Annotated in this window: 16 protein-coding genes; 1 reads left to right on the forward strand and 15 read right to left on the reverse strand. The window is 44.4% G+C overall.

Annotation, left to right across the window (positions count from 1 at the left end):
* Positions 1-94: 94 nt before the first annotated feature.
* The 13 genes from AC1DPZ_RS10235 to ilvD form a co-directional block, all read right to left on the reverse strand.
* Positions 95-283, reverse strand: a complete 189-nt coding sequence (locus AC1DPZ_RS10235; protein WP_477402879.1) for a hypothetical protein — start codon at positions 281-283, stop codon at positions 95-97.
* Between the two features lie 960 nt (positions 284-1,243).
* On the reverse strand, positions 1,244-2,494 hold the full coding sequence (ilvA, locus tag AC1DPZ_RS10240) for a threonine ammonia-lyase IlvA (protein WP_477402880.1): 1,251 nt from the start codon (positions 2,492-2,494) through the stop codon (positions 1,244-1,246).
* Between the two features lie 2 nt (positions 2,495-2,496).
* Complete coding sequence (locus tag AC1DPZ_RS10245) at positions 2,497-3,663, reverse strand: 2-isopropylmalate synthase (protein WP_477402881.1); 1,167 nt, start codon at positions 3,661-3,663, stop codon at positions 2,497-2,499.
* A gap of 176 nt (positions 3,664-3,839) precedes the next feature.
* Complete coding sequence (locus AC1DPZ_RS10250) at positions 3,840-4,595, reverse strand: class I SAM-dependent methyltransferase (protein WP_477402882.1); 756 nt, start codon at positions 4,593-4,595, stop codon at positions 3,840-3,842.
* 104 nt (positions 4,596-4,699) lie between these two features.
* A complete protein-coding gene (leuB, locus tag AC1DPZ_RS10255; protein ID WP_477402894.1) occupies positions 4,700-5,770 on the reverse strand; it encodes a 3-isopropylmalate dehydrogenase in 1,071 nt (356 codons plus the stop codon).
* Between the two features lie 60 nt (positions 5,771-5,830).
* A complete protein-coding gene (locus AC1DPZ_RS10260; RefSeq protein WP_477402883.1) occupies positions 5,831-6,622 on the reverse strand; it encodes a class I SAM-dependent methyltransferase in 792 nt (263 codons plus the stop codon).
* Between the two features lie 96 nt (positions 6,623-6,718).
* Positions 6,719-7,309, reverse strand: coding sequence for a 3-isopropylmalate dehydratase small subunit (leuD, locus tag AC1DPZ_RS10265; protein WP_477402884.1), 591 nt, complete (start codon positions 7,307-7,309; stop codon positions 6,719-6,721).
* Between the two features lie 20 nt (positions 7,310-7,329).
* Positions 7,330-7,713 (reverse strand): antibiotic biosynthesis monooxygenase family protein, encoded by a 384-nt coding sequence (locus tag AC1DPZ_RS10270; RefSeq protein WP_477402885.1) that lies wholly within the window; start codon positions 7,711-7,713, stop codon positions 7,330-7,332.
* Between the two features lie 20 nt (positions 7,714-7,733).
* Positions 7,734-9,149: a 3-isopropylmalate dehydratase large subunit gene (gene leuC, locus AC1DPZ_RS10275; protein ID WP_477402886.1), complete on the reverse strand. Its 1,416-nt coding sequence runs from the start codon at positions 9,147-9,149 to the stop codon at positions 7,734-7,736.
* 147 nt (positions 9,150-9,296) lie between these two features.
* On the reverse strand, positions 9,297-10,355 hold the full coding sequence (gene ilvC / locus AC1DPZ_RS10280; RefSeq protein WP_477402887.1) for a ketol-acid reductoisomerase: 1,059 nt from the start codon (positions 10,353-10,355) through the stop codon (positions 9,297-9,299).
* Between the two features lie 170 nt (positions 10,356-10,525).
* Entirely contained in the window at positions 10,526-11,128 is a 603-nt protein-coding gene (ilvN, locus tag AC1DPZ_RS10285) for an acetolactate synthase small subunit (protein WP_477402888.1), read from the reverse strand.
* A gap of 47 nt (positions 11,129-11,175) precedes the next feature.
* Positions 11,176-12,930, reverse strand: a complete 1,755-nt coding sequence (gene ilvB, locus AC1DPZ_RS10290) for a biosynthetic-type acetolactate synthase large subunit (RefSeq protein ID WP_477402889.1) — start codon at positions 12,928-12,930, stop codon at positions 11,176-11,178.
* 115 nt (positions 12,931-13,045) lie between these two features.
* The gene (gene ilvD, locus AC1DPZ_RS10295; RefSeq protein WP_477402890.1) at positions 13,046-14,755 is read right to left on the reverse strand and encodes a dihydroxy-acid dehydratase; all 1,710 of its coding nucleotides are present in this window, start codon (positions 14,753-14,755) and stop codon (positions 13,046-13,048) included.
* Positions 14,756-15,261: 506 nt separating this feature from the next.
* Between ilvD and AC1DPZ_RS10300 the strand changes: the two genes are divergently transcribed.
* A complete protein-coding gene (locus AC1DPZ_RS10300; protein WP_477402896.1) occupies positions 15,262-16,050 on the forward strand; it encodes a Fic family protein in 789 nt (262 codons plus the stop codon).
* 9 nt (positions 16,051-16,059) lie between these two features.
* Here the strand turns inward: AC1DPZ_RS10300 and AC1DPZ_RS10305 are convergent, their stop codons facing one another.
* On the reverse strand, positions 16,060-16,374 hold the full coding sequence (locus AC1DPZ_RS10305; RefSeq protein WP_477402892.1) for a hypothetical protein: 315 nt from the start codon (positions 16,372-16,374) through the stop codon (positions 16,060-16,062).
* Between the two features lie 126 nt (positions 16,375-16,500).
* Positions 16,501-16,644 (reverse strand): hypothetical protein, encoded by a 144-nt coding sequence (locus AC1DPZ_RS10310; protein WP_477402898.1) that lies wholly within the window; start codon positions 16,642-16,644, stop codon positions 16,501-16,503.
* Positions 16,645-16,657: the final 13 nt, after the last annotated feature.

Genomic DNA, 16,657 nt, shown 5'->3' on the forward strand with positions numbered 1-16,657 from the left:
TCCTATAACATTTTCAAATTACCATTTTAAACAGCTTCTTACATTCAAAACTTCATTTTTATTATTCTTTTTTGAAGCTTAAATGAGTTGTTAATCAGCATGTACCAATTTTAAACCAAGCACTTCCATCTGATTTGCATTTCAATTTAACACCACTAACACATTTTTCGTCGCCAGGCTTACAAACATTTTCATCAAATTGAAGTCTGTCAATCTCAGATTGTTCAACTTCAATCTCTGCTTTTTTGTCTTCCTCGAAGAACCTAATTTTTACAAGCGCCATAATTGTCTGTTTTTAAATTATTAAAATATATTATTACGAATTTATAGACTTCATAACGTCAAACTTGCTTGACGTCGATTCCTGATTTTTTATACAAGTAACTTCTACTTGTAATTCTTTTTAAAGCTTTTGTAAGCTCTTGACCACTTGATGCAAGTCTGGAGGTATCATAAATAAATGGTCGTTATCATTTATTACGACTTTCCCCGTCAGTTGTATTAGGCTTTGATTTGCTTTAAAAATACTAACCTATAAACAGTTTAAAAGGTTACTTTATAAAAAGATTAAAGTATGCAAAAAAGCGCTGGGCTTAATGATTTGATTGACCTTGTTATGAAACAAATCTATTGGAGATAGTTGAGTAATAAAATAGCTATTTATAGCTATTTTATTACTCAACTATAATATGCTATTGAAGCCGCCGCCGATGCACGCATGCCGCGTGTACCCCACATGCAAATCACAATGCTATTGAAAAGCGCAAAAACTCACATTTACCTACAAATTCGCGTTAGGGGTTGCAGCGGATACCTGCCTCGCGCTTAAGGCCTGCGCAGTATGAGCGTAAAACCCGGCCCGCAGTCTTTAAATTCAAAAGTAAAAATTCAAAAGTCAAAAGGATTTGCATGTTGGGGACTTGTCCTGTGGGGTGCTAATCCGCGGGCCAGCGRATCAGTATGACTTGGGGGATGGGGCCGTGTGGTAAACAAAAAGCCTCGCGGAGTTTTTGGCTTCGGGAGGCTTTGATGTTTTGGGTAACTGATGTGCTGTGTCCTGTATAGTTCGCGATTGCTTCGTTCCTCGCAATGACATGGCGGGAGAGCGGTCGTGGTTATACATGGCGGCGAGGCCTTTGCCCGCGTGCTTCGACAGGCTCAGCATGACCGGCCCTTTTGCCATTCACCTTTCGTTATTCACCATTCACCATTCACTACTCACCACTCACTACTCACCTCAAGCCTACACCAAATACTCAAACAACGTTTGGTCCTTATTCAATTCAATTACTTCGAAACGGTGGGCTGCCATGCGGTTTAACAGGGCGGGGTAGTCGCTGGCTGATTTTAGTTCGATGCCTACCAGGGCGGGGCCGTTTTCTTTTTCGGTTTTTTTGATGAACTCGAAACGGGTAATGTCATCATGCGGACCTAACACGTTATTTACAAACAACTTTAACGCTCCCGGGCGTTGCGGAAAGCGGACGATGAAGTAATGTTTCAACCCTTCGTACAGCAGCGATTTTTCTTTGATCTCCTGCATGCGGGCAATATCATTGTTGCCACCGCTGATAACGCAAACTACCTTTTTGCCTTTTATTTTATCCTTACAGGCATCAAGTACCGCTACGGATAGGGCGCCTGCGGGTTCAACTACAATGGCATCCTCGTTGTATAGTTTTAGTATGGTGGTACAAACTTTACCTTCGGGTACCAGCAGCATTTCGTCGAGTACTTCGCGGCAAAGGTTGTAGGTGAGCTTGCCTACGCATTTTACGGCAGCGCCATCTACAAAACGGTTAATTTCTTTGAGTGCAACGGGGCCGCCCTGCTCCAAAGCCTGCAGCATGGATGGGGCGCCTTCGGGCTCAACGCCAATAAGGTGAATGCCCGGTACGTTTTGTTTAAGGTAGCTTCCGGTACCGGCTGCCAGGCCGCCACCGCCTATGGGCATAATGATGGCCTCGATATCGGGCAGGTCCTGTAAAATCTCAACGCCCACTGTTCCCTGGCCTTCAATGATGCGGTAATTATCAAAAGGAGGGATAAAGGTCATCTGGTGGGCTTCGGTATATATCAAAGCCTCACGCAGGCAATCATCAAAAGTATCACCGGTTAAAATGATTTCGATATTGCCTTTGCCGTGCATTTCTGTTTGGGTAACCTTTTGCTTGGGGGTAATTTCGGGCATAAAAATTACGCCTTTGGTACCCAGCCTGCTGCAGCTAAAAGCTACACCTTGCGCGTGGTTACCGGCGCTGGCACAAACTACGCCGCGGTCGAGCTGGTCCTGGGTTAGCTGACTTATCATGTTGTAGGCACCGCGTAATTTGTACGAGCGTACAATTTGCAGGTCCTCGCGTTTTAAATATATTTGGCACTCGTACTTTGCAGATAATCCGGCGTTGTACTCCAGTGGTGTGCGTTTAACAACCCCTTTCAGTCGTTCGTATGCCGAATCGAAATCGAGCAGGTTTTTAGTTTCGGTTTCCATTATTAATTTTTTACCAGCCTGTGGGCCATTAAGCCCTGCAGGTCTTCATCGTTTATATTAAGCTTGGCATCGGCAAGCGTTAAAAATTTACTGTATACCAGGGCCAGCTCTACTTTATCTAAGGTGAAACCCAGGCGTTCCAAATGGAACTTCAGAGCATGCCTGCCGCTGCGCGCGGTTAGCACTATTGTGGCGCTCGGAAAGCCTACATCTTCAGGGCGAATGATCTCGTAATTCTCGCGCATTTTCAGGAAACCATCCTGGTGAATGCCCGAGCTGTGTGCAAACGCGTTATGACCCACAATGGCTTTATTAGGCTGCACCGGCATCCGCATTTGCATACTGATCATATGGCTAAGCTCGAAGAATTTTTTGGCATCGATATGGGTATGCAGGCCCAGCACCTGGTGCACTTTCAAAATCATCACCACTTCTTCGATAGCGGTATTGCCTGCACGTTCGCCAATACCGTTAATGGTGCCTTCAATCTGGCGGGCGCCGTTTTGTAAGCCGGCTATGGAGTTGGCTGTTGCCAGGCCCAAATCGTTATGGCAATGTACCGATATGATGGCTTTGTCAATATTTTTAACGTTCTCCTTAAGGAAACGGATTTTGCTGCCGTACTGATCTGGCAGGCAATAGCCGTTGGTATCGGGGATGTTAACCACGGTGGCCCCGGCGGCAATAACGGCCTCAACCATTTGCGCTAAAAACACCACATCGGCACGGCCGGCATCCTCGGCATAAAACTCGATATCTTCAACAGATTTTTTGGCATACTTTACGGCTTCAACGGCGCGCTCCAGGATCTCCTCGCGGGTGCTGTTGAATTTATGTTTGATGTGCATATCTGATGAGCCGATACCCGTATGGATACGCGGATATTTGGCATATTTTAATGATTCGACAGCGGCATCAATGTCACCTTTGTTGGCACGGGTTAAGGCGCAAACCGTAGGGTTTTTAACAGCCTTGGAAATCTCGACAACGCTTTGAAAATCTCCCGGACTTGAAACCGGGAAACCGGCTTCAATAATATCCACGCCCAGTAGTTCCAGTTCTTTAGCTATCTCAATCTTTTCGGGAGTGGTTAACTGGCAGCCTGGTACCTGCTCGCCGTCGCGAAGCGTGGTATCAAAAACATAAACGCGGTTGGGATCGTGTAACATATTATCTCTTTTTTAGTATCAGGTAGTTAGTACATAGTAGCAAGTATCAGGTATCAAGATTTTTTGCTTTGTATACGTATATAATATAACTACCGTTGTGTGTTAAATTAATCTATAAATATCGTTAATTCAAGCATCAATTAAAAGTCGTGATACTTGATACTAACTACTTGCTACTATTCCTTAATTGCCACAAAACGAAGCCTTTTATAATCGGCGTACCATTGGCCGCCTTCGTTATAGTAGGGTTTCAGTTTGCGGGTTATTTCTTTTAATATTTGTTGTTGCTCATCTTCGGGGATGCCTTCTAAAAATTGCGCACCAAACATGGTTACCCATTTGGCTACGCCCTCGTCGCCATCCTCAAGCGGCGTTTTACGGTCATAATGGGATGTAAAGGTTACCCTGAAGCCATGTTCCTCCAGCATTTTGGCGTATTCGCCGGTTGATGGGAAGAACCATACCTTGGTATCGGCCTTTTGGTAGTACTCATGGTTTTGGAGTACTAAACGTATGGCTTCTAACAATTTGGCAACGTTACCTTTGCCGCCCATTTCGGCTACAAAACGGCCGCCGGGTTTCAAGGCATTGTAAATGCTTTTGATAGCACCGTTGGCATCCAGTACCCAATGCAGGGCCGCGTTGCTAAATACGGCATCATACTTTTGTTCGGTAAAAAAATCGGCAGCATTTTCTACCGCGAAATCAACACCAGGGAATAAAGTTTTTGCCTGCGCTATCATTTCGGGCGAAGAATCGGTGCCTTTTACTATCGCGCCTTTATCCTGTATCTGCTTGGTTAAATGGCCCGTGCCGCAACCTATATCAAGAATATGCTCGCCGGGTTTAACATCCAGCAAAGCCAATACATCCTCTCCGTATTGAAATACGAAGGAATGTTTCTGGTCGTATAAATCAGGGTTCCACTTCATATTATTAGTCATTATGTCATTGGTCATTAGTCATTAGTCATTGGTTTGACTTTGGACCGATGACGTGTTAATCTTTCCGGCTCCCCCTTCAGGGGGGTGGGGGGCTACAAATATTCCAGCACCTTTTGCCCCATAGCCTTAGTGCCTAAAATTTTGCTTTTATCGGTATTTGCATCCGCGATATCGCCGGTGCGGTAACCGTCTTTCAGCGTTTTATCAATAGCTGTTGTAATTAGTTTTGCTTCGTCTTTTAGTCCGAAACTAATTTCTAACATCAAAGCTACGGATAATATAGATGCCAGTGGGTTAGCCTTATCCATACCCGCAATATCATGTGCCGAGCCGTGGATAGGTTCAAAAAAGCCGGTACCATCACCAATTGATGCCGATGCCAGCATGCCCATTGAGCCTGCAATCTGCGATGCTTCGTCAGTTAAAATATCACCAAAAAGATTGGCGGTTAATACCACATCAAACTTTTTAGGGTTTTTAACCAGTTGCATGGCGGCATTATCAATAAACATGTGCTCGGTTTCCACCTCGGGATAGTTTTTGGCTATCTCCTGTACCACCTCGCGCCACAGGCGTGATGCCTCCAACACGTTGGCTTTATCAACAGAGCACAATCTTTTACCGCGTACCATGGCAGCTTCGTATGCTTTTATGGCGATGCGCTCGACCTCGTAACGCGAATAGATCATCAGGTCGGAAGCTGTATTACGGTCCTCGCTGCGTTTTTTCTCGCCGAAATAAACGTCGCCGGTAAGTTCCCGGAAGAAAAGAATGTCGGTTCCTTTCAAAATTTCCGGTTTCAGGCTTGAAGCATCCAGCAGCTCATCAAATAACATGATGGGGCGCAGGTTGGCATACAAGCCCAGTTCTTTACGGATCTTTAATAATCCCTGCTCGGGGCGAACCTTTGCCGATGGATCATTATCATATTTTATGTGACCGATGGCGCCAAATAAAATGGCATCACTGGCTTTTGCTTTTGCTAAAGTTTCGTCGGGCAGTGGATTGCCTGTAGCTTCGATACCCGCGTGACCCATCAGGGCCTCGTCGAAAGTAAACTCATGACCAAAATCCCGACCGATTTTCTCTAAAACTGCTTTACCCCAGGTGGTAACCTCGGGACCTATCCCGTCGCCGGGTATTACTAAAATGTGTTTTTTAATTCCCATAAGCCCCTAACCTCCGCCAGTAGTCGGAGGAATGTTTTGTTTTATAGTTAGATATTATGCGGGTTTTGTGCCGCGTATTTCTTTTAATTTCATTGTCATGCGCTCGGCGTAGGTTTCTACCCATTCGGTATACTCATCTATCGCTAACAGGCGCAGCTCATCATCAATATAACCTTCCTCAACCATTTGTTTTGACATGGCCACTTTTGCCCAGATGCCTGCTTTGTTAACAAAGTTGGGTTCGCCTTTTTTGTAAACCTCATCGGCATTAAACTCCTCAATAGCCTTGAAGCCGGCCTCCGTAAAATATTCGGGCAGGTCTTGGGCTATGTGGTTGTTCATGCCTGCGTCACCGCGCCACCTTAAAAAGGTAGCGTAAAACCGCAGCATGCTTGGCGGCGGTTGGGGCTGCCATTCCAGCGCTTCATGGTTATAATCCAATATAGACACTATCCCACCTGGTTTTAGCAACGAATACATTTTTTTCAAAGCTTCAACTGGGTTGTTCAGCCATTGCAAAACCCTTGCAGCTACAACCAGGTCGAACTTTTCTTCAGGTTCAAAAGCGAACAGGTCGGTATAGATCAAATCAAGATTTTTAATATCAGCATAAGTTTCCTTACCGCTTTGTATAAAATACTCCGTATTGTCAATACCCGTAACATGACCGGTTGAACCAACTTTGGCAACTATATCTTTACTGATAGCGCCAGTGCCGCAACCCACATCCAAAACCTTCAACCCAGGTTTAAGGGCAGACGCGAGCGTTGCATAATCATTCGCCAAACTACGTTCGTCAAACAACTTCGCCGTACCTTTACCTTCTCTGTGGATCGTTTTGTTCATTGGTTCACTGGTTCATTAGTTCATTAGTTCATTGGTCTTTGCAGTCGGGTATGGTTTTTCTCACCTTTCGTCTTTTACCTTTCGCCTTTCACCCTTTTACCTCTGGTCTTCAAATTCCTGTATCAGCTCCTTTTTGCTCAGGATGTAGTCGATATCATCATAGCCGTTGGTCATGCAGGCTTTTTTGTAGGGGTTAACCTCAAAGGTTTCCTGCTCGCCGGTGGCTACAATTTTAATAAACTGGTCAACAAGGTCAATCTCTACAACGGCATGTTCATCGGCATAAACCGCATCGAAGATCTTCTTTAAAAACTCATCGCTCACCTGTACCGGCAGCAAGCCGTTATTARGGGCGTTGCCTTTAAAAATATCGGCAAAAAAGCTGCTTACTACGGCATCAAAGCCATAATCGGCAATGGCCCAGGCAGCATGCTCTCTGCTACTGCCGCAACCAAAGTTTTTGCCTGCAACCAGTATTTTACCGCTGTAATTGGGATTGTTGAGTACGAAATCCTGTTTAGGGTTATCGTCTCCGTCAAAACGCCAGTCGCGGAATAAGTTATTGCCAAAACCATCGCGGGTGGTGGCTTTCAAAAACCTTGCAGGGATGATCTGGTCTGTATCGATGTTCTCGATAGGCAGAGGCACCACGCTGGTTTGTATATGTTTGAATATTTTGGTTGCCATCTTTTTTTAGATTTGAGATGTTAGATATGAGATTTGAGATTTTCACCCGCGATCTCAATATCCGTATAATGTTCTACAGTAGGGAAAGGGTTATAAAAATGATGCAATAGACCTTTCCATTCCTGATATTCTTTTGATTCTCTGAAGCCCACTGTATGATCGGTAAGTTTTTCCCATTCTACCAGTAAAATGAATTGGCTTGTGTGCTCAATGCATCTTTTCAATTGATGGGAATGGTAGCCGGTCATTTTTGATATGATGCCCTGTGCTTGTGAAAACGCTTTTAAAAAGTCATCCTCCTGCCCGGGTATCACATTCAGTATGGCAACTTCAAGTATCACTTTATTTAGATTTGAGATATCAGATGTGAGATATGAGGTTTTTGAAGCTGTCTCAAATCTCATATCTCACGTCTCATATCTATTCAAACTAATTCTGATTCAGACAAAAACTCCCGGATATCCGTAACCTTCCCGGTAATAGCACTTGCTGCCGCTGTTAAGGGGCTTGCCAGGAAGGTGCGGCTGTTTGGTCCCTGCCTGCCTTCAAAGTTGCGGTTGGAGGTAGATACGCAATATTTACCTGCGGGAATCTTATCCTCATTCATACCAAGGCATGCGCTGCAGCCCGGTTCGCGAAGCGGGAAGCCTGCGGCATCAAAGATCTTGTCCAGACCTTCGCGGATGGCTTGTTGCTGTACTTGTTTGGAGCCGGGGACTACCCATACTACTACGTTATCTGCTTTGTGTTTGCCTTTTACAAATTCGGCTACCTGGCGCAGGTCTTCTATGCGGGAGTTGGTGCAGCTGCCGATGAAAACATAATCAATAGGTTTACCTAATAATTGCTCATCATCATGCAGGCCCATGTAATCAAGGGCTTTTTTATATGATCCCTGTTCTTTTGCCTCGAACGAAGCAGTTTCGGGAACGTGTTGTGTAACRCCAATACCCATACCCGGATTTGTTCCGTACGTGATCATTGGCTCAATATCTTCGGCTTTAAAGGATAATACTTCATCAAAAGCTGCATCAGCATCTGAGTATAAAGTTTTCCAGTAAGCTACTGCTTTGTCCCACTCTTCGCCTTTAGGGGCAAACTCGCGGCCTTTTACATATTCAATGGTTGTATCATCAGGTGCTATCAATCCGCAACGGGCACCCATTTCGATGCTCATGTTACAGATGGTCATGCGGCCCTCCATACTTAATGCACGGATGGTGTCGCCGGCATATTCCACCGCATAGCCTGTACCGCCGGCGGCAGAGGTTTTGGAGATGATATACAGGATAATATCCTTTGCGCCAACACCGTTTTGCAGCTTGCCGTTAACCTCAATCTTCATGCGTTTTGGGCGCGATTGCAGCAAACACTGCGTTGCCATTACCTGCTCAACCTGTGAGGTGCCTATCCCAAACGCTATGGCACCAAAGGCGCCGTGGGTTGAAGTATGGCTATCGCCGCAAACATAGGTGCCACCCGGACGGGTGATACCCAGCTCGGGCCCTATTACGTGTACGATACCTTGGAAAGGGTGACCTAAACCATAAAGCTCGATACCAAACTCTTTGCAGTTTTTGGTGAGCATATCAACCTGGTAGCGTGAAAGTTCTTCTTTTATGGGAAGGTGCTGATTAATTGTAGGAACGTTATGATCAGCAGTGGCCACGGTTTGCTTTGGCCTGAAAACAGGTAAACCCCTTGCACGCAAACCATCAAATGCCTGCGGACTGGTTACCTCGTGAATGAAGTGTGTGTCGATGTATAAGATATCAGGAAACCCCTCGTTGCTACTGACGACGTGCGCATCCCAAATCTTATCAAATAATGTTTGTCCCATGATAGTATTTCTTTATTAAATATGTCATTGCGAGGAACGAAGCAATCGCGAACTTTGCATGTAGTTATGCATAGTTCGCGATTGCCGCGCTACGCTCGCAATGACATGGGGGCTTTTGGCTTTTACCTTTCGGCTTTCACCTTTTTATTATGCTTCTACAACCTGGTTTTCAGGGCGTAAGCTGCGTACAGTTTTACCTGCAAGCCATAATTCGCTTTCGCGTAATTCTTTCAGTTCGGCATCTAATTTTTCGCGGTAATCCGGCTGGCTGTTCAAATCAATTGAACGTTGTGATTCTTTGCCGGTTGCAACGCTTTTGTATAATTCTTCGAATACCGGTTTAGTGGCATCACGGAATTTTTTCCACCAATCCAAAGCACCACGTTGTGCTGTAGTTGAGCAATTGGCATACATCCAATCCATACCATTTTCTGCAACAAGTGGCATTAATGATTGGGTTAACTCTTCAACGGTTTCGTTAAAAGCCTCAGAAGGTGAGTGGCCATTAGCACGCAGTACGTCGTACTGAGCAGCAAAAATACCCTGGATACAACCCATCAGCGTACCACGCTCGCCGGTTAAATCACTGAATACTTCTTTTTTGAAGTTAGTTTCGAATAAGTAACCGCTACCAACAGCGATACCTAAAGCGATAACACGATCAAATGCTTTGCCAGTTGCATCCTGGAAGATGGCGTAGCTTGAGTTTAAGCCACGGCCTTGAAGGAACATACGACGTAATGAAGTACCGGAGCCTTTAGGGGCAACCAAAAATACGTCAACATCAGCCGGTGGAACGATGCCTGTCTGCTCGTTAAAAGTAATACCAAACCCGTGAGAGAAGTATAATGCTTTACCCGGAGTAAGGTGTTTTTTAACAGTTGGCCATAAGGCAATCTGCGCCGCATCGCTTAATAAGTAGCAAATTACAGTTCCTTTTTCTAAAGCTTCTTCAATTTCAAAAAGGGTTTCGCCCGGTACAAAGCCATCGCTGATAGCTTTATCCCATGTTTTGGTGCCTTTACGCTGACCAACAATTACATTGATACCATTGTCTTTTTGGTTTAACGCCTGACCTGGACCTTGAACGCCATAGCCAATTACTGCTACAACTTCGTCTTTAAGAACATCCTGAGCCTTTGATAAAGGGAACTCATCGCGGGTAACTACATTTTCTTCGGTACCGCCGAAATTTAATTTTGCCATTGTTTTTTGATTTTTTGTGATTTCACCGATTAAGGATGATTTCACCGATTTTATTGTTAAAGTTTATATTAAAGTTGGGATTTCACCGATTAAAGATGATTTCACCGATTTTGATTATTATTAATTTAAGGTTACGCTTCTCACTCCCCCTTCAGGGGACCGGGGGGCTTTTACATCGTAAATACTTTTTGCCCCTGGTTTAAAAATTCGTTCTCAATAACGTCTTCGCCCGGTTCAAGGCGCTCAAACTCGCGCAATTTACGGTTAAATCCGTCACTATCTTTAATAATTGCAACACGTGCGCTGCGTACAAATTCTATCAGACCGTAAGGTTGCAAAATACTGATCAGGTTATCCGTTTCCTCGCGGTGTCCGGTGGTTTCAAACACGGTATAATCCTTGCGCAACACTACTACACGGGCTCCGTTCTCGCGCAATAAACGCTCAACGCTTACCTTCTCGGCAATAACATCGGTTGATACTTTATATAACGCCATTTCCTGCCAAATAACATCTTCGTTGGTATGATAATAGCATTTTAATACCTCAACCTGTTTTTCTATCTGGCGGGTAAGCTTGCGCACCACATCTTCCGATTCGTTGATTACGATATTAAAGCGGTGAATGCTCTCTATCTCCGACGGAGAGGTATTCAAACTATCAATATTGATTTTACGACGGGTAAATATAATAGCTATCCGGTTTAACAAACCAATCTGGTTTTCGGTATAAACCGTGATGTTAAATTCCTGTTTTTCTGTATCCTGGGTCATGATTTCTTTTTTTAAGTTCCCCCGTTAGCCAACGGGGGTAAGGGCCTCTATTTTAACCTGATCTCGCTTACACTGCATCCTTGCGGTACCATCGGGAACACGTTGTTCTCTTTGGTAACCATTACTTCTAAAAGGAATGACCCTTTGTTGCTCAGCATTTCATTTAATGCCGATGGCAGATCTTTGCGGTCATCAATACACTTGCCGGGGATGCGATATGCTGCTGCCAGCGCCACAAAATCGGGGCTTTGGATATCAACGAACGAATAACGGCGTGAGTTGAACAGCTCCTGCCATTGCCTTACCATGCCCAGGAAACGGTTGTTCAGGATGATGATTTTTACATCGATGCCGCATTGCATTATAGTACCCAATTCCTGGCAGGTCATCTGGAAACCGCCGTCGCCAATGATAGCAACAACCGTGCGGTCCTGTGCGCCAAATTTAGCACCAATGGCAGCCGGCAGGGCAAAGCCCATGGTACCTAAACCACCGCTGGTAACATTGCTGCGGGTTTTATTAAGTTTGGCATAACGGCAGGCCACCATCTGGTGCTGGCCTACATCCGTAACTATTACAGCTTCGCCTTTGGTTATTTCGTTAAGTTGCTTAATCACCTCGCCCATAGTCATTTCTGCCGATGTTGGGTTTAGTTCGGGTTCAATTACCTGCTCTACTTCCTGGCGGGTGTATTCATTGAATTTAGCAAGCCATTCGGTATGTTGTTTGGCCTCAACCAATGCAGTAAGCAACGGCAGGGTTTCTTTGCAATCGCCCCAAACCGGTACTGTTGATTTTACGTTTTTATCTATCTCGGCCGGGTCGATGTCCAAATGGATCACCTTAGCCTGTTTTGCATATTTATCAAGGCGGCCGGTTACACGGTCGTCAAAACGCATCCCGATAGCTATCAATACATCGCATTCATTGGTCAACACATTTGGGCCATAGTTACCGTGCATCCCCAGCATGCCCACATTTAGCGGATGATCTGTTGGGATAGCGCCCGCACCTAAAACAGTCCATGCTGCCGGGATCCCGCTTTTTTCAACAAAAGTTTTAAACTCCTGCTCGGCGCTGCCCAAAATTACCCCTTGTCCAAAAAGGATAAATGGTTTTTTCGCTTCGTTAATTAAAGCGGCGGCTTCCTGGATATACTGCGGGCGAACTATTGGTTTTGGCCTGTAGCTGCGGATATGGTTGCAGGGTGTATAACCTTTATAGTTAAAAAGCTGGATCTGTGCATTCTTTGTAATGTCGATCAATACTGGTCCGGGGCGGCCACTTTTGGCAATGTAAAACGCCTTGGCAATCACTTCAGGGATCTCATTGGCATCGGTTACCTGGTAGTTCCATTTGGTTACCGGGGTAGTAATGTTGATCACATCGGTTTCCTGGAAAGCATCGGTACCTAAAAGGTGCGCGAAAACCTGGCCGGTAATACATACCAATGGTGTGCTATCAATTTGCGCATCAGCTAAGCCTGTTACCAGGTTAGTTGCACCGGGACCGCTGGTAGCAAACACTACACCCACTTTGCCGGATGTACGTGCATAACCCTGGCCGGCGTGAATACCGCCTTGCTCATGGCGGACCAGGATATGGTTCAGCTTATCCTTGTAATCAAATAAAGCATCATAGATAGGCATAATTGCGCCACCCGGATAACCGAAGATGGTTTCAACACCTTCAACAATCAATGCCTCCAATAATGCTACCGATCCTGAAACTTCAACTACTGGTGCCTTCTCAGATTCTCCTGTGATTTCACCAATTTCCTGAATTATTGTTTGCGTCTCCATTTTTTGCCCCCCAGCCCCCTAAAAGGGGGAGTGTTAAGTGTATATTTTTATTGTTTATATTTTGCCCTTTTCTTCCCTTGTTCCTATTCCCCCTTTAGGGGGTTAGGGGGTGGGGCTACATTTCATCTGTTACACAACCTTCTGCAGCTGTGCTTACCGTTTTGGCATATTTGTACAGTAACCCTCTTTTCGCTTTTAGCTCGGGCTGTACCCAATTGACTCGGCGTGCCGCAATTTCTTCTTCGGATACCTTCAGCGTCATGGTGTTTGTTGTGGCATCAATTTCAATGGTGTCATTATCCTTAACAAAGGCAATCAAACCACCGTCATAAGCCTCGGGCGTAATGTGGCCAACCACAAAACCATGCGTACCACCGCTAAAGCGGCCATCGGTAATTAACGCTACCGAAGCGCCTAAGCCTGCACCAAAAATGGCGCCTGTTGGTTTCAGCATTTCGGGCATTCCCGGTGCACCTTTAGGGCCAATATTGCGGATAACCACCACATCGCCGGCACGTACATGGCCGCTTGTTATCCCGTGGATAAGTTCAAACTCGCCGTCGAATACACGGGCAGGGCCTTCAAAACGTTCGCCTTCTTTACCGCTTATCTTGGCAACGCTGCCACCTTCGGCAAGGTTTCCGTATAAGATCTGCAGGTGACCGGTGGCTTTTATAGGATTTTCTGCCGGGAATATGATCTTTTGGTTTTCAAACTCCATTTCAGGAACCTCTTCTAAATTCTCTGCAATGGTTTTGCCGGTTACTGTTAAACAGCTGCCATCTATCCAGCCTAATTTTAACAGGTATTTCATTACCGCAGGTACACCGCCTACTTTATGCAGGTCTTCCATCATGTATTTACCGCTTGGCTTCATATCGGCCAATACCGGGATGCGGTTACTTACCGCCTGGAAATCATCCTGGGTTACTTTAACGCCAATGGCTTTTGCCATGGCTATAAGGTGCAGTACGGCGTTGGTTGAGCCACCAAGAACCATGATGGTGACTATAGCATTTTCAAATGCCGCACGGGTCATGATGTCTGATGGTTTAATATCTTTCTCTAACAATACCCTTATCGCTTTACCGGCTGCAAGGCATTCCGCTTTTTTCTCAGGGCTTAATGCCGGGTTCGAAGAGGAGTAAGGCAAGCTCATACCTAAAGCCTCAATTGCCGATGCCATGGTATTGGCAGTATAAATACCGCCGCAGGCGCCTGCGCTTGGGCAGGCATTTTTTACAACACCCATAAAATCCTCGGGCGTGATGTTGCCGGCTATTTTTTGGCCTAAAGCCTCAAACGCCGATACAATGTTAAGGTCTTCACCTTTATAGTGGCCTGGTTTTATAGTACCACCGTAAACCATAATCGACGGGCGGTTAAGCCTGCCCATGGCTATAACAGAGCCCGGCATGTTTTTATCGCAGCCCGGAAGGGTGATCAATCCATCATAATATTGCGCTCCGCAAACCGCCTCAATTGAATCGGCAATTACATCGCGGCTTACCAATGAGTAGCGCATACCTTCGGTACCCATGCTCATGCCATCGCTTACACCAATGGTATGAAAAATAAGGCCTACCAAATCTTCGTCCCAGATACCTTGTTTAACTATCTTGGCAAGGTCGTTTAAGTGCATGTTGCAGGTGTTACCATCGTAACCCATACTGGCCACACCAACCTGTGCTTTTTGCATGTCATCATCAGTTAAGCCAATGCCATAAAGCATGGCCTGCGCTGCCGGCTGGGTTGGGTCTTGCGTTAAATTCTTGCTATACTTATTCAATTCTATAGCCGCTATGGTATCTGATGATGAACTCATTTTATTTGTTTAGATAAACTAACTTTATAAATTATTCTTGTTGTTGACCAGGTTTATTTGATTGCTTGAATCAATATACGTAAGGTAGATATAGCAGCAAGGAATAACAATAGTTAAGATTTATTTTTTAAAAAAGTATATTATATTGTTATTTTATGTTTTTACGATATAAAGTTACGCATTTACACGTTTATTCGATATATAAATTTTAATAGAATAGACCAAAGTTCAAAACGGTATTCGGTACATATTTTATGCATGCATAGTAAGTTGTCGATTTTCTTCCTGAAATGGGGTTGATGACAGGAAAAGTTTGTTCAGATGTGCAGGTTTCAGATGTGCAGATATGCAGATGTTACTCTAATCGAAATCTGCAGATCTGAAACGGCGAAGCCCTCAACGGAGTTAATCTGAAATCCGCACATCTATCCGGCATCTTTTGTTAATTTTACTAAAATTTAAAGGTCGGGCCTAAAAGGCTACCGTTAAGTTTTTTATTGATTATAGTGATAGCTATTCATTTAAATATATTACCAAGTGGTTTGCTGGGCGATTATTTGCAGCAGGTTGACAGTTCTTTGGAACAAAAATTTGAGCAGTTAGAAGAAAGTGAGCTCTCTGCTGATACCTTTAGCTTCTACACTTCTGTATCAGCGGTATATTCATCCAAAATTGAGGGAGAAGATATAGAGCTTGATTCTTTTATGAAGCATAAAATGCTTGGTGTTAAATTCCTGCCCGATTATACTCAAAAGATCGATGATCTGTACGAAGCTTACCAGTTTGTCCAGCGTTCGGCATTGAATGCGGCTACTGTTAAGGATGCGCATACATTGCTTACCAAACATATTCTGCAACCGAGGCGCCGTGGCCAGTTAAGAACAGGCAATATGTTTGTGATTACTCCCGATGGTAAAATAGAATATGTTGCCTGCTCTCCAAACCTGGTTGAACAGGAGTTAAGTAAGCTATATGCTGATATAGAGACTTTGTTAAAGGCTGAGCTGAATACAGCGGAAACTTTCTTTTTTGCCGCGTTGATCCACCTGGTATTTGTAAAGATCCATCCGTTTGAGGATGGCAACGGCAGAACAGCCCGGTTACTCGAGAAGTGGTTTGTAGCGCAGAAGTTAGGTATAAAAGCATGGTTCCTTCAATCAGAAAAATTGTATTACAATCAGCATCAAACCTATTACAACAACATCAGGCTGCTGGGTTTAGAGTATGATACTTTGGATTATTCAAAGGCTTTGGCGTTTTTATTGATGTTGCCGGCGGCTTTGGAGATTGGGTAACTTATTTTGTTAACCGATATTAAAAGTGATAATGCCTTCCGTTACAATAATGAAAATGAGCCATAAATAAAATTTTGTTTCTTTTGGTTTGCCAATAGCATATCCACAACTCACCAGAAAAAATGTCCCTCCTACACCAAATAGAAAGGCCTCTAAATAGAAAATGCCTTCGCCAGCAGAAATACCGCTTATTTCGGGGTGCTCTTTAAGTTGTGCTAAAAAGTGACACACGATTGCAATAACATAGACACAAAGTAAAGTGTATAAAACGAGCATTATAATTGCTATAGGGTGTCTCCTTAAAAGTTGTAAGAGTGGTTTCATGATTAGGTAAATTGATATTATTATTATATGCTCATTATAACGAAAGGTAACCCGATGTTAAAAAACGGGCAAAAAAAAACGTCCGGATGTTATACCCGGACGTTTTTAAAAAAATAAGGGTATACTTTATTTATGCTGAATGCCTTCAGCTAAAATAATGACCTTATTGTTCAGTACTTCAACAACACCGCCTTTAATAAAAAACACTTCTTCTTTAACAGCGCTGCCGCCGCGAACGGTTAGCTTACCATCCTGAAGGGTTGATATAATAGGGGCGTGGTGG

The sequence above is a fragment of the Mucilaginibacter sp. P4_G9 genome, from assembly GCF_056400985.1.

Excerpts from the sequence above, each read along its gene's own strand:
- AC1DPZ_RS10235 (WP_477402879.1), bottom strand. The coding sequence starts at position 283 with ATGGCGCTTGTAAAAATTAGGTTCTTCGAGGAAGACAAAAAAGCAGAG.
- ilvA (WP_477402880.1), bottom strand. The coding sequence starts at position 2,494 with ATGGAAACCGAAACTAAAAACCTGCTCGATTTCGATTCGGCATACGAA.
- AC1DPZ_RS10245 (WP_477402881.1), bottom strand. The coding sequence starts at position 3,663 with ATGTTACACGATCCCAACCGCGTTTATGTTTTTGATACCACGCTTCGC.
- AC1DPZ_RS10250 (WP_477402882.1), bottom strand. The coding sequence starts at position 4,595 with ATGAAGTGGAACCCTGATTTATACGACCAGAAACATTCCTTCGTATTT.
- AC1DPZ_RS10260 (WP_477402883.1), bottom strand. The coding sequence starts at position 6,622 with ATGAACAAAACGATCCACAGAGAAGGTAAAGGTACGGCGAAGTTGTTT.
- AC1DPZ_RS10270 (WP_477402885.1), bottom strand. The coding sequence starts at position 7,713 with ATGAGATTTGAGACAGCTTCAAAAACCTCATATCTCACATCTGATATC.
- ilvC (WP_477402887.1), bottom strand. The coding sequence starts at position 10,355 with ATGGCAAAATTAAATTTCGGCGGTACCGAAGAAAATGTAGTTACCCGC.
- ilvN (WP_477402888.1), bottom strand. The coding sequence starts at position 11,128 with ATGACCCAGGATACAGAAAAACAGGAATTTAACATCACGGTTTATACC.
- ilvB (WP_477402889.1), bottom strand. The coding sequence starts at position 12,930 with ATGGAGACGCAAACAATAATTCAGGAAATTGGTGAAATCACAGGAGAA.
- ilvD (WP_477402890.1), bottom strand. The coding sequence starts at position 14,755 with ATGAGTTCATCATCAGATACCATAGCGGCTATAGAATTGAATAAGTAT.
- AC1DPZ_RS10305 (WP_477402892.1), bottom strand. The coding sequence starts at position 16,374 with ATGAAACCACTCTTACAACTTTTAAGGAGACACCCTATAGCAATTATA.